The sequence below is a fragment of the Rhizobium hidalgonense genome (assembly GCF_002914525.1).
GTDB classification, from domain to species: Bacteria; Pseudomonadota; Alphaproteobacteria; order Rhizobiales; family Rhizobiaceae; genus Rhizobium; species Rhizobium hidalgonense.
The window spans coordinates 76115-89046 of record NZ_LODW01000047.1 but is presented as its reverse complement, the minus strand read 5'-3'; the positions used below and the strand labels follow the sequence as shown (position 1 = coordinate 89046).

Annotated in this window: 15 protein-coding genes; 4 read left to right on the top strand and 11 right to left on the bottom strand. The window is 59.7% G+C overall.

Annotated elements, in window-relative coordinates; translation table 11 throughout:
* The first annotated feature begins 57 nt into the window (after nucleotides 1–57).
* The 4 genes from ATY29_RS09440 (at nucleotide 58) to ATY29_RS09425 (ending at nucleotide 2643) form a co-directional block, all read left to right on the top strand.
* The gene (locus ATY29_RS09440) at nucleotides 58–813 is read left to right on the top strand and encodes a COG4280 domain-containing protein (protein ID WP_097536211.1); all 756 of its coding nucleotides are present in this window, start codon (nucleotides 58–60) and stop codon (nucleotides 811–813) included.
* Nucleotides 810–1040, top strand: a complete 231-nt coding sequence (locus tag ATY29_RS09435; RefSeq protein WP_097536209.1) for a hypothetical protein — start codon at nucleotides 810–812, stop codon at nucleotides 1038–1040. The genes ATY29_RS09440 and ATY29_RS09435 overlap by 4 nt, the downstream gene beginning before the upstream one ends.
* Nucleotides 1037–1630 carry a tyrosine-protein phosphatase gene (locus ATY29_RS09430; protein WP_097536207.1) on the top strand — a complete coding sequence of 198 codons (594 nt, stop codon included), beginning with the start codon at nucleotides 1037–1039 and terminating at the stop codon, nucleotides 1628–1630. The genes ATY29_RS09435 and ATY29_RS09430 overlap by 4 nt, the downstream gene beginning before the upstream one ends.
* Nucleotides 1631–1818: 188 nt before the next feature.
* The gene (locus tag ATY29_RS09425; RefSeq protein ID WP_037146845.1) at nucleotides 1819–2643 is read left to right on the top strand and encodes a MipA/OmpV family protein; all 825 of its coding nucleotides are present in this window, start codon (nucleotides 1819–1821) and stop codon (nucleotides 2641–2643) included.
* Here the strand turns inward: ATY29_RS09425 and ATY29_RS09420 are convergent.
* The 11 genes from ATY29_RS09420 to ATY29_RS09370 form a co-directional block, all read right to left on the bottom strand.
* Complete coding sequence (locus tag ATY29_RS09420) at nucleotides 2584–3921, bottom strand: SAM-dependent methyltransferase (RefSeq protein WP_097536205.1); 1338 nt, start codon at nucleotides 3919–3921, stop codon at nucleotides 2584–2586. The genes ATY29_RS09425 and ATY29_RS09420 overlap by 60 nt on opposite strands.
* Complete coding sequence (locus ATY29_RS09415; RefSeq protein WP_037146849.1) at nucleotides 3921–4349, bottom strand: EamA family transporter; 429 nt, start codon at nucleotides 4347–4349, stop codon at nucleotides 3921–3923. The genes ATY29_RS09420 and ATY29_RS09415 overlap by 1 nt, the downstream gene beginning before the upstream one ends.
* Nucleotides 4349–5494, bottom strand: a complete 1146-nt coding sequence (locus tag ATY29_RS09410; RefSeq protein ID WP_097536203.1) for a peptidogalycan biosysnthesis protein — start codon at nucleotides 5492–5494, stop codon at nucleotides 4349–4351. The genes ATY29_RS09415 and ATY29_RS09410 overlap by 1 nt, the downstream gene beginning before the upstream one ends.
* Nucleotides 5475–6290, bottom strand: a complete 816-nt coding sequence (locus ATY29_RS09405; protein ID WP_097536201.1) for an alpha/beta hydrolase — start codon at nucleotides 6288–6290, stop codon at nucleotides 5475–5477. The genes ATY29_RS09410 and ATY29_RS09405 overlap by 20 nt, the downstream gene beginning before the upstream one ends.
* Nucleotides 6280–7152: a fatty acid desaturase family protein gene (locus tag ATY29_RS09400; protein ID WP_097536199.1), complete on the bottom strand. Its 873-nt coding sequence runs from the start codon at nucleotides 7150–7152 to the stop codon at nucleotides 6280–6282. The genes ATY29_RS09405 and ATY29_RS09400 overlap by 11 nt, the downstream gene beginning before the upstream one ends.
* Entirely contained in the window at nucleotides 7149–7502 is a 354-nt protein-coding gene (locus tag ATY29_RS09395) for a DMT family transporter (protein WP_097536197.1), read from the bottom strand. Before ATY29_RS09395 ends, ATY29_RS09400 begins: the two co-directional genes overlap by 4 nt.
* Nucleotides 7499–8452 carry an arginase family protein gene (locus ATY29_RS09390; protein WP_097536375.1) on the bottom strand — a complete coding sequence of 318 codons (954 nt, stop codon included), beginning with the start codon at nucleotides 8450–8452 and terminating at the stop codon, nucleotides 7499–7501. The genes ATY29_RS09395 and ATY29_RS09390 overlap by 4 nt, the downstream gene beginning before the upstream one ends.
* 4 nt (nucleotides 8453–8456) lie before the next feature.
* A complete protein-coding gene (locus tag ATY29_RS09385; protein ID WP_097536195.1) occupies nucleotides 8457–9878 on the bottom strand; it encodes an aspartate aminotransferase family protein in 1422 nt (473 codons plus the stop codon).
* 19 nt (nucleotides 9879–9897) lie between these two features.
* Nucleotides 9898–10581: an MtnX-like HAD-IB family phosphatase gene (locus tag ATY29_RS09380; protein WP_097536193.1), complete on the bottom strand. Its 684-nt coding sequence runs from the start codon at nucleotides 10579–10581 to the stop codon at nucleotides 9898–9900.
* A gap of 115 nt (nucleotides 10582–10696) precedes the next feature.
* Nucleotides 10697–12073, bottom strand: a complete 1377-nt coding sequence (locus tag ATY29_RS09375; protein WP_097536191.1) for a sensor histidine kinase — start codon at nucleotides 12071–12073, stop codon at nucleotides 10697–10699.
* Entirely contained in the window at nucleotides 12070–12726 is a 657-nt protein-coding gene (locus ATY29_RS09370; protein WP_037146873.1) for a response regulator transcription factor, read from the bottom strand. The genes ATY29_RS09375 and ATY29_RS09370 overlap by 4 nt, the downstream gene beginning before the upstream one ends.
* Between the last annotated feature and the right edge of the window lie 206 nt (nucleotides 12727–12932).

Here is a 12932-nt window from a genome sequence, read left to right as displayed (position 1 = left end):
ATGCATACTACACCATTATTCGCCAGTGTTGTCATTACGACAATCGGGAACGAGAGCATGCAGAGTTCATCTTGGGCCATCGCCGTGCCGGCCATTGTGGCAGCCTTCATGGCGTCGATTGTTGAAGTGGTCGAGGCATTTACAATCATTCTGGCGGTGGGCACGCTCCGAGGCTGGCGCCCTGCTGTCGCCGGTACGGTGGCGGCACTCGCGGTGCTGGCTATAGTGGTCCTTGCCCTTGGCCCCCTCCTCGATAACATTCCGCTGCGTTCGCTGCAGCTCGCAATTGGGGTCCTGTTGTTGTTGTTCGGCATGGGATGGCTGCGCAAAGCCATCCTGAGATCGGCGGGGATCATTCCGCTGCATGACGAGATCGCGGCCTTCCGCGCCGAGCAGGCATATTTGTCAGATGCGATCGCACGCCACCAGACGTCGCTTAACTTACTGGCCGGCATGACAGCCTTCAAAGGCGTGCTGCTCGAAGGTCTGGAAGTGATCTTCATCGTGATCGCCGTCGGTTCCGGCCGAGGCCTCATCTGGGCGGCCTCGCTTGGGGCGCTGGCCGCCTGCCTCCTGGTATTGCTAGTCGGCGTCGCCGTCCACAAGCCGCTCTCACGAGTCCCAGAAAACATGCTAAAGTTTTCAGTGGCCATCATGCTGTCGAGCTTCGGAGTGTTCTGGACCGGTGAAGGTCTGGGCATCGAATGGCCGGGGCAGGACCTGATGCTTTTTGTTTTTGCAGCATTGTTCCTGATGACCGGGCTCGCCATGTCCCGGGTCCTTAGATCCAAAGCTGAGGAACTGCTCCAATGACCGTCATCGCGGATGTGTTCAAAGAACTCTTCAGCATGTTTGTCGCCGACGTTTGGTTGACACTGGCGGTACTGATACTCGTGCTGAGCGTTGCGTTCGGCGTTGATATCACTCCGAGTTCAATGCATGTGCTGCTGGGCTTCACCATGTTAGCCGGCTGCTTGCTCATCATCGTAGCCGCAACGGTGCGGTACACGCGGCGCCTGAAGCGGCAAAAAGACCGATGAAACTGTCAAAAATTTTGAAGGCAATCCTCTGTTATGGCGGAACGAGTGTGATCGCAATAGCTGCCGTGATCGCCGGCTACGTCGGCTGGCTCAACCTGAGCGGCAATTTCAACGGGGTTGTCTCGGGGGAAATTTATCGCTCGGCGCAGCCGACAGCCGCTGCCCTCTCAAACTATGCCAAAGAGTATGGCATCCGGTCGATCATCAATCTGCGCGGCCAAAATATCGGTAAACCCTGGTACGACGAGGAGGTTGCGGCGAGCAGCGGTCTCGGCATCACGCACTACGACTTTCGGATGTCCGCCGGATCAATCGTCACACTGGACAAAGCCGAACAACTGATCGCCCTCATGACAAAAGCCGAAAAGCCTCTCCTGATTCACTGTCAAGCCGGCGCGGATCGCAGCGGCCTTGCCAGCGCGCTCTATCTGGCCGCCATCGCCAAGGCCGGAGAAGCCGCAGCCGAAAGCCAGATATCGCTTCGATATGGTCATTTTTCGGTGCCCTACCTCAGTGCGGCTTACCCGATGGACGTGAGCTTCGAACAACTTGAACCCTGGCTGGGTTTCGCGCGCCGCTCAGTGCAGTGAGGCTTGATAGGTCGCGCAGCCTCCTAGTATTTGCGTCTTCGCGGAAAAGAAATAGTGCGACGCTTCGGATAAAACTGGATGCCCCTAAGGCAGTTGGCATAGAAGGGAAATTTGCTTTAAAAGATTGCAGCGGCGCCGCCTCAGAAAGTGGATCGTTCGCTGGCTTTGAGGTGCGGAGTAGGGCGTTTATGGCCTCATGGGACACGGCATTATTCCGGGCGGCGGCGGTATCGTTGCTGCTACTACTCCTGGGGTCTCGTTCGGCCTTGAGCCAGGATGCAAAATCCTCCGATAACCAGTGGATCATAACCCTTGGCGGATCCGTCGAATACGGTCCTTCCTATGAAGGATCGAAGCATCTTTCCTTCAGCGGCATGCCGTCCTTCGATTTTCGTCGTCTCGGCGAAGCGCCCGAATACGGCGCGCCGGACGATAATATCGACTACGGGCTGTTCGATATCGGCGGTGTCGACATCGGCCCTGTCGTCGGCCTGAGAGGAGGGCGGTCGGCATTCGACGATTCCGAACTGCAGGGTCTGCATTCGGTTCAGTGGAACCTGGACGCCGGTGTCTTTGCGCAATATTGGCCGATAGAGGATCGCCTGCGTGTGCGGGCGGAAACGCGTCAGGCGCTGTGGGGCGGCGACGGTTTGCTTGCCGATCTCTCTCTCGATTGGTTCCAGCCGGTCGGCGATCGCTGGCTGCTGTCTGCCGGTCCGCGCATGTCTCTGGCAAACGGCGCCTATATGCGCAACAATTTCGCGGTTTCCGCCGAGGACGCTGCCAAGAGTGGTCGCGTCGAGGCGTTCGACGCGAATGGCGGTCTCAAATCCATCGGTTTCACGGTGGCCGCCACCTATACGGTCTCACCGGCCTGGAGCGTGCAGATCTACGACAAATATAACCGCCTGGTGGGCGATGCCGCCGACAGCCCGATCACCTCAAGGCTCGGCTCAGCCGACCAGAACGTCATCGGCATCACGCTCAACCGCTCCTTCCAGATCGGCTTTTGAACTTTGCGCCGCCGCTTTCTCATGCTGGCCGATATAGTCCCGCGTCACGGGAATGACGTCGTTGCGCTTGCTGAGCTGGATCTGGAAAACCACCAGATCCTCGTAGCGGAATGCGGCTTCGGCACTGGCAAGGTAGAATTCCCACATGCGGCAGAAGCGTTCGTCGTAAAGGGCGGCAGCCTCCTGCCAGCGCGCCAGGAAGCGCTTTCGCCAATGTGCCAGCGTCCAGGCATAGTGCAGTCGCAGGACCTCGATATCGGCAACCGCAAGACCGGCTTTTTCAATTTCGGGAAGGATTTCCGACAGCGCGGGAATGTAGCCGCCGGGAAAGATATATTTGTCGAGCCAAGGCGTGGTGAAGCCGGGTGTCGCCGAACAGCCGATCGTGTGCAAAACCATGATGCCGTCATCTTCCAGCAGGTCCGCACATTTCTCGAAGAAGGCGCGGTAGGATGCGAGGCCGACATGCTCGAACATGCCGACCGACACGATCCGGTCGAACCGTCCGCTCAGGCTGCGATAATCCTGCAGGGCAAACTGGATGCCCGCCTCCACCCGCTCTTGTTCGGCAAGCCGCTTCTGGGCGTAGTCATGCTGCTCCTCAGACAGGGTGATGCCGAGCACATGCCCGCCCTGCACATGCCTCGCCATGTGCAGGGCGAGCCCACCCCAGCCGCAACCGATATCGAGCACGCTCTTGCCGGGCCCAAGCTGCAATTTCGCGGCGAGATGCCGCTTCTTGGCGTGTTGCGCCGCATCGAGCGATTGGTCGGGGCTCTCGAAATAGGCGCAGGAATATTGCCGGTCCGTGTCGAGGAAGAGTTCGTAGAGCCGGCCATCGAGATCGTAATGGTGGGCGACATTGGCTTTGGAGCGGGCCGGAAGATTGCGATGGCGGAAGATGCGCAGCCAGGTGCGGGCACGATCGATCAGCCGGGCGATGAGCGGATGCTTGGCGTTCTGCGCCTCACGCAGCATCATCGCCAGGAAGTCGTGGAGCGAGCCCTGTTCGATGAGAAAGCGGCGATCCATATAGAGTTCGCCGAGCCGCAGATCGGCATCGATGAGGAATGCCCATTGCGCTGCAAGGTCGGCAAAGCCGACATGTATCTGCTCTCCGGATCCGTCGCCGAAGGAAAGCTGCTGCCCATTGGATGTTGTGACGTTGAGGCAGCCGCGGGTGACGATGCGCGAGAGCGCGCGCTCCAGAACCCGATTGCTGAACGCCGATGCAGCGCCCTTTGCGTGACGGAGGATGAAATTCTGGGTTGGCTGCATCACCGATCCTTGCTGACATGGGCATGTGGCAGGATCGGTCCAACATCATTGTCGCTGACGGAGCCCGTTTTTTCCGATGCGCCGGCGATCAGCCAGACACCGGCGAGGATCAGACCGCTGCCGACGATCTGAAGGCTGACGATCGGTTCGCCGAAAGCGAACCAGCCGGTGGCAATGATCAGCACGTAGCTGATGCCGGAAAGCGGAAAGGCCTTGCTGAGGTCGAGTTCGGCGAGCACCGTCATCCAGATGAAGAAGCAGACGATCTCGACGACGACGGCTGCCAGGATCCAGTGCGAGATCAGCGCATCTTTAAGCCAGGTCGTCCCCTCGGCATTGCCGAGCTGCGTCGCGCCCAGCTTGGTGAAGATCTGGAACAGCGTGTTGAGGACGGGCACGGCGAGCCATGTCAGGCGCATCGACGTCATCACTTGGCCTCATCCTGCGAAAAGAGCGGGGAGACCAGCCGCAACAGCGCCTGCAGCAGCCGATTGCGGTGGCGGAAGAACATGGTGTTTGCCGTAAGCTGGCTGCCGAGCCGCACCTTGTTTTCATAATAGGCCTGACCGCTCTGGTAGCGGGAAAGGCCATGATCGAGGCAATAGCGCAGATTGGTGAACCAGCTGAGGAAATAGAGGTTGTAGGGCCGTCCTCGCTCGCCGTCCATGCAGAAGAACTTGTCGATCGCAAGCTGCTCGTCGTGGACGATCAGGTTGGCGGCGAGCAGCTCGTCGCCGACGAAATAAAGGGCGCAGAACGAGCGGCCTACCATGTGGGTGAGGATGCCTTCAAAATAGGCCGGGGTCAGTTCCTCGAACTGCCATTCGCTGCGATTGCGCGTGTCATGATAGAGCGCCATCACCCGGGGAAGCAGATCGCCGATCTCTGTTCTGATTTCGACCCTGACGGCATCAAAGGATTTCAGCTTGCGCCGCATGTCCTTTCGGGTGCCCGCCGACAGCCGGGCCATATAGTGGTCGATGGTCTCGAAATCGATATCGAGCCAGGCGGACGGCAGGCCGCCGATGGCGGCATAACGGCGTTTCGAAAACAGCGCGCGGAATTCGGCGGCAACCGGTGCCGGAATATCCTTGATCCCCGTCAGCGTGCAGCCCTCTTCGGCCGCAAGCGTCTCGAAGCCAGTGAGCAATTGTCCAAACAGCGCCTCGCGGCGCTCCTCCGGAACGTCGGCATGAAAGCCTATCGCGCCGGTTTCGGTGCAGGGCGAGCCAAGGCAGGCAAGCCGCAGAACGAGAAAGCCCGATGCATGCTGCCGAACGCGACGGATCAGCCGGCGCGGCATGCCCTCCTCCAGCGTGGTATCCAATGGATAAGGGCACAAGAACGCCGGCATGGCAGCGCTGATTTTTCCCTCTTCCACGATCGTGAGGTAGCGCCACTCGAAGTCGCCGATGCCGGCGCCTTCTATCGCCAGCAGGCAATCGTAATCCTCGACCTGACCGCGGAAGCAGGCGTTCCACGCTTCGCGGCCGATGGCGCGGATCGTGTCGTAGACCTGCGTGACGGGATCGGCGCTCCCGGGAAAGGGACGTTTATGCGCGAATTGCAGCATGGTTTGCCTCGAAAAAATCCGCCGTGAAAGCCGCGACCTGCCCATGCTGGCGATCGAGATGGATCATGTGGTAGCTGTCCTTGATCCATCTGAGTTCATGCGGCCCGCCAATATGCTCTGAAATGTAGAGGGCATGTCTGGGATTGCTCAGATCGTCTTCTTCCGCATGCAGGATCAGCGTCGGTGTCTGGATCTGCGGCAGGGTTCCGCGAAGCGCCTTGCCCAGCCGGTGCATTTCGACGATGCCGCGGCCGGGGAATTTCTCGAGCATGCCTTCGCCTGCCATGCCTTCGACCATGCGCCGCATCCGTTCGTCCTTGATGCCGAGGGAGTCATTCTCCCTGAAATTGAGACGATCGAGGAAAGGGATGCGCGACAACCATCCGATATGTGGCGACAGCAGCGTATAGTGCCTGGGAACATCCCAGCCGTCATAGTGGAAGCAGGGCGAATAGATGGCGACCGCTTTGATCAGATCCGGCCGCTGCTCGGCCGCCAGCAGTGACAGCTTGCCGCCAACGCAGATGCCGGCCGCAAATATCTCCTGCGTTCGCTCGGCCAGGAATTCGCAGGCCCGCAGCACGCTTTTCAGCCAGTCCTCCCAATGCGTCCGGCGCAATGTCCTGATATCCTCTCCATGACCGGCCAGCAGCGGCGCATGAACGCTGTAGCCGCGACGGTTGAGCTGGCGGGCGACAAGCTTCATCTCGGCCGGCGCCCCGGTCAGGCCATGGATCAGCAGCACACCTTTGCCATTCGTGCCCTCCAGGAAGAAACTCAATTCCTCAGACCTCATGCCGAAGCTCCGCCTCGCGGTTTTCCGGAGCCATGAAGCCGAACGCATGGCAGGTGCTGATCACGTGCGTGCCGGCCCTTTCCTGCTCGTCTTTGATCTGTTCGTGCAGGGCCGGGAGTTTCGTCCAGTGGGTGCGCGGCCGGTAATGATGTTCGGCATGATAGCCATTGCCGAACCACAGCCAGTTGTAGAAGGGCTTGTGGCTGCTCACGCCCCAGGCAATCGGTTCGTCCGGATCGCCGTGAAGATGCTCGTAATAGCCGTTGAGCGACGACAGGCAGTTGCCGGCATAATAGAAGGGCACGAAGAACAGGACGGCCTTCCAGTCGTAGATCAGCGCAATCGCCGCCAGGCCGAGAAAGGCCAGCAGCTCGAAACGGCCCCAGGCGGCATCGAAGGGACGCCGCTTGGCAATGGCCTGGTGGATATCGCCGAGACTGTCGCGGAAGAAGCTCTTCAGCGTATAGGACCAGACGTTTTCCGGCTCGCCGTTCCGGCCATGGCGATAGATCGACAGAAGATCGATCGTCTCGCCCTTCTCGTCCGGCCGGTCACTGTTGCCGGAGTGATGGCGCATATGCACCCAATGGTAATAGGTCTGGGAAAAGCCGATCGCCACCGACTCCAGCAGGCTGAAGGCGTAATTCATCCAGTGCGGCTTGAAATAGGGGGTGTGGATGAAATTATGCGAGATGCTGTTGATGTTCCAGGATATCGACACGGCATAGAGGCAGCCGAGGATCAACGAGGCCCAGAGCGGCCGGCTCTGGAAGCCGACGATCAGGTAGACGTCGAAAACGAGATGCGCCACGGCGGCAAGCACGGGGGCGGCATCCCACCTGGTATGAGCAAAGATTTTCATAGTCCGGTTGCTCCGACACAGGCCACGCCGGCGGTAACGAGAAACACGCCCGTCGCGTGACGAAGGTTGATATTTTCCCTGAAGATGACGGCGCCGGCGACGACGGTCGCCACATAGCTCAGCGCCATCAGCGGAAAGGCGATGGTGAGCGGCACGCTGGCAAGCACGGCCGTCCAGGCAAGCAGTTCGATGGCCCAGAAGGCGATGCCGAGCCAGGTCAGCGGTTTGATGAGCGTCGCCAGCACGGGGCTGTCGCTGGCAGCCTGCTTGAAACAGACCTCGCGCGCCGTTTCCGCCAGCACGCAGAAAAGGATCAGGCCGAGCATCGGCAATCGGAGGCTGCCGGTCATCCCATCGATTCCGCCAGGACTTCCAGCAATGCGTGATTTGCAGCGCTGTTGATGTTTCGCACCGCATCGGCCGCCTGCCGCAGACGCGGTTGATCGATGAAGATTTCGGCCTGCTTGAGCAGGCGGGTCGTGAAGCCGCCGGCATAGCTCGGCACCGAATAGTCGCCGATGACATCGGCGCCGATAATGCGATGGCGGCTGCCGATCTCGCTGATCAGCGCCATCAGATAGGGCAGCCGCATGCGCCCCTGATCCCAGTTGGTCACGGCGTCATCGGCGGCGAGTACGTCCTTGTCGACCGTGACATAGACTGCTTCGGTGCCGATGCGGCTGAGGATCCGGTCGATGAAATTGTCCTCGCCGATCGCGGAGATGGAATTCCAGTGCAAGGCGCCCTTGTCCTGGCGGTAGCTCGGGCCGTTGCCATAATCGGCCTTCACGCGGCTTGGCGGATGCTCGTAGGGATAAAGCTCGAGCTTGCCCTGCCGCAACCAACCGAGATTGGCACCCTTGCGCTCGGGATTGCGCAGGTCGTGGCTGCAGACCCCGATGGTAACGACCCTTTCGACATTGGGGTTTGAAAGGGCGCTGTTGACCCATGAGCCGCAATGCATGCCGTCCTCGAAGTTCACCCAGTCGGGGTGATTGTCGAAATGAACGAGCGTCGTCGAAACCGGGCGCCGTTCGAGGGCGGCATCGAGCAGCAGCGCGGTCACGTGATGGAAATCGCCCGAGCCCATGAAGGCAAGCTGCGGCCCTCTGCTGCGCGGCGGCAGCGATCTGGCTATGTCCCGTCCGAGTTCGGCAAGCATCCTCTGCCTGCCCCACAACCTGATTGCACTGCCGCTCCGCTTGTCGACATGATGGCACGCGCCCGCAAGCGTGCAGGCGCGCACGAAGTCCGGCTGCAACTCCAAAGCATCGTCGAGATGAAGGAGGAGAAGCTGCACCACGCTACCTCCGGGCCGCGCGCGTGAAGAGCTGGTCGAGCAGGGTCAGCGCCAGATCGATCTCTTCGCGAGAAATCAGCAGGTTCGGCGCCAGCGTGATGACGTTTTTATGGTAGCCGCCGACGTCGAGAACGAGACCATAGGTCTTGTTGCCGACCGTGAGGTCGCCCTTCATGCCCTCGTCGCAGAGCCAGTCCATCGTCGCCTTGTCGGGCGTGAAACCATCTTCGTTGCAGATCTCGCATCTCAGCGCCAATCCGAGCCCGTCGACATCGCCGACGATCGCATGGCGTTTCTGGAGCTGTTTCAGGCCATCGAGGAAATAGGCGCCCTTGGCCATGATCGCGGCGCCGAAATCCTCCTCTTCCAGCATCTTCATGGTTTCGAGCGCGACGGCCGTACCCATCGGGTTACTGGCGAAGGTGGAATGGGTGGAACCGGGCGGGAAGACCGTCGGATTGATCATTTCTTCCCTGGCCCAGACACCCGACAGCGGGTTGAGCCCATTGGTGATCGCCTTGCCGAAGACGAGAACGTCGGGCGAGACGCCGAAATGCTCGATCGACCAGAGTTTTCCGGTCCGGTAAACCCCCATCTGGATCTCGTCGACGACTAGCAGGATGCCGTGCTGATCCAGGACCTTCTTGAGTTCGGTGAAAAAGTTCAACGGCGGAATGACGTAGCCGCCGGTGCCCTGGATGGGCTCAATATAAAAGGCCGCATATTCGGCACTGCCGACCTTGGGATCCCAGACGCCGTTATATTCGCTTTCAAAGAGGCGGGCGAATTTGCGGACGCAATGCTCTCCGTATTCTTCCTTCGACATGCCCTTCGGGCCGCGGAAGTGATAGGGAAACTCGATGAACTGCGCCCGTTCGCCGAAATGGCCGAAGCGACGGCGATAGCGGTAGCTGGAGGTGATGGCGGAGGCGCCCAGCGTACGGCCGTGATAGCCGCCTTCGAAGGCGAACATCAGGCTTTTGCCGCCCGTATAATTGCGCACCAGCTTCAGCGAATCTTCGACCGCTTGCGAGCCGCCGACATTGAAATGAACGCGCCCCTTGCGGCCGAACTTGCGCTCGGCATCCTGCGCGATCATCGTCGCAAGCTCAACCTTCTCGCGATGCAGATATTGCGAGGCGACTTGCGGCAGCCGGTCGAGCTGCCGATGGACGGCGGCATTCAGCCTTTCGTTGCGATAGCCGAAATTAACGGCGGAATACCACATCTGCAGATCGAGAAACGCGGTCCCCTTTGCGTCATAGACGTAGGAGCCTTCGCATTCTTCGAAGAATTTCGGTTCCGCCGCGTAGTGGACCGTATCGCCATGCGAGCAATAGGTCTCCTCCAGAAACCGCAGCTCGGCTTCCGACTTTTCGGTGAGCGCGGTGTTTTCCTTGAAGGTGTCGGCGTTGACAATGTTCATGGTGAACCTCTCGGTCTGGTTATGCGATTGAAGATTGGAGCAGTGCGCGGGGGGGCCGCGCAATGCCGGGGAGGGCGGCTTGCATCTTTGGGATCAAATCGGTGAAATCGTCGAAGCCGATGTAGGAAATGCCCTGGTCGCTGCAGTAATCGGCGAGCTTGCCCTTGGCGAAGACGAGGCCGGCCCGGCCGGAGACGCAGAAATCGCTGCGTCCGTCGCCGATGTAGATCTGCCGCTCGATGCCGCCGATGACCTTGCATTTGCACACGCCCGAGCCTGCCAAACAGCCGGCTGTCGCCGGCGAAGGTGCAAGCGCATAGGTGTGTTGACCATCGACGACCCGATGGGTCAGGATATTGGCGATGACGGGCAGATCCCTGATGCCGTTCAGCGCCAGCACGTGGCGAATGAAGTAATCGACGCCGTCGCTGACGACGGTGATCGGCAGGCCGTTTTCACGGCAGTAATCACGGAAGGCCACGAAGCCTGGATCGATTGCCACGGTGTCGAGGAGTGCGTCGAGCTCGGGCCGGTTTGCCCGGATGAGGGCGATCTGGCGGCGCATGCACTCGGCTGAGCCGATACGACCGTCCTTCCATTCCTGCTCGATGTCTTCCCACTCGGGCTCGGCAAAGCAGGACAGGACGATATCCGTCACATCCTGAATGGAAATCGTGCCGTCAAAATCGGAAAATACTTGCATCCAATGGCCGCCCTTCGACTTGATCCGCGGCTGTGTCTACCGGGAGTCGATGAGGCAAGCCTGAGGGCAAAATGATGCGAAAATGAAAAATGAAACGGACGCCGGTAGCAGCGCCTCAGTCTCTGGGCAGGCGCAATTCAACCCGCAGGCCGTTACCCCAGGGAGGTGTCGAAAGCGCGATCGACACAGAAAGTCGTTCGGCGGTATCGGCGACGATCGCAAGCCCAAGGCCGGCACCCTCGGCATGCAGCGTGTCCAGGCGATAGAACCGCTTGAACACGGCCTCCCGGTCCACGGGGGCTATGCCCGGTCCGCTATCGCTGATCGATACCAGCCAGAACTCCCCTTGAGAGGAGAGGATGACCTCAATGATGCCGCCGACAGGCGTATATTTGATCGCATTGTCTAGGAGGTTGCTAACCATCATCTGCAGCAGCGATTCATCCGTCCTGATCTCGGCTGATTCCGGCCCTTCCAGCGAGACGTCGAGATTGCGGCTATTGATGATGTTGCCAAAGTCCGCCACGGTCGACGCGATCATGTGATACAGCGGAACCGGCATTGGATTGAGCGGATGGTGGCTGACCCTGGCAAGGCGTAGCAACTGCTCGATGAGATGGGTGGCTCTGTTGTTGCTGGTCACCAGATCCGAGATGATCGCCTTCTGCTCCTGCTGGTCATCGGTGCTTGCAAGCATCTGCAGCAACAGCTTGACGCTTGCCTGCGGCGTGCGCAGCTGGTGGGCCGCCAGATCGGAAAAACGCCGCTCAAGGGTCAGCGACCGGCCGAGCTTTTCGAGAAGCTGGTTGATCGACCGGCCGAGAGGCAGGAGGTCCCTCGGCAGGCCCTCGACCGCAATGGCTGAGAGATCGTCCGGCGAACGGGTGCGGATCTGATGCACAAGCCCGTAGATCGTCCGCAGGCCATTGTTGATCCCGAGCCAAATCAGACAGCCGATCACCGGCACCAGTACGAGCAGCGGAAAGACCAGGTTCAGAAGGATGTTGGAAACCAGCGTGTATCGTAGGGACGTCTTTTCACCGACTTCCATGACAATGCCTGAAGCCGGGATCGGCAACGAATAGACCCGCCAGTTCTCGCCGCGGTAAGAAAGATCGGTGAAGCCCGCCTTCTGGTACGGCACGTCGGAGAGAAAGGCCGTGCTGGAGTAGAACATGATCTTGCCGTTCACCCAGGCGCGGAACATATGCGCATCGGCATAGTCGTCCGCGTCCTCGTTAAAAGCGAGCTGATTGTCCATGCTGAAATCGATGTCGTCGATCTGTTGCGGCGTGCGCTCCGGCGAGTGCCGCAACCGGTTGTGCAGCAGTCCCCACAAGACGTTCGCATCGTTGATGAGCTGCGCGTCGTAGATATTGTTGATCTCGCGCGTGGCGCTGTTGAAGGCGAAGGCGCCGATCACCAGGATCGTCACCAAAACCACAGGGGCGATCCGCAGGAAGAGCTTGCGGGTAAGGGTGGATTTCCTCATCGTTCGATCATGTAGCCGATGCCGCGGATCGATTTGATGAATTCGGTGCCGAGCTTTTTGCGCAGATTGTAGATGGTTACCTCGATAGCATTGCTTTCAACGCTGCTATAGGCATCGTAAAGCGCGTATTCGATATCGTTCTTCGTCACGTAGCGACCGCTGCGCTCCATCAGGAGCTTGAGCAGGTGAAACTCCTTTGCCGTTGTGTGTACCTGTATATTGCCTTTTCGCGCGACCATTGCAGACGGATCCATTTCGACATCGCCGCACCGAAGCAGGCTTTCAGTCCGGCCGTCGCGTCGTCGGATTAGCGCGCGCAGGCGGGCAAGCAATTCGTCGAGATCGAACGGTTTGACCAGGTAATCGTCCGCTCCCTCGTCGAGACCTTCGACCTTGCGCCGGACGTTGTCGAGTGCCGTCAAAAGCAAGATCGGGACGGTGTTGCCTTTGCGTCGCACCCCTTTAAGGACCTCGATGCCGCTGAGCAGCGGCAGGTTGATATCGAGGATGACGGCTGCAAAATGCAACTGCTCGGCAGCCTCGAGCCCCGACTCGCCATCTCGCATCCAGTCGACGCCGTAGGCATGTTTCTCCAGCGCCCTTTTAAGGGATGGGCCGAGAATGCTGTCGTCTTCCACAAGCAGAATGCGCACGTTCGATCCGTTCCCTGACGCAGGCAAATGAGCCAATGTGAGCTCCGATTTGAAGCAGAGTTGTGGCAAGCCGCGGCAGAAACGGTTGGATGGACGACAATTTCGCCTGGGAGATGGCCGAACGTGCGTTGACCGACATCGCCGCGGTTCGCCATTACCGTCGATATCTCGAACCATCCAATCTTTTCGGTTGGTCGCCACGAGGG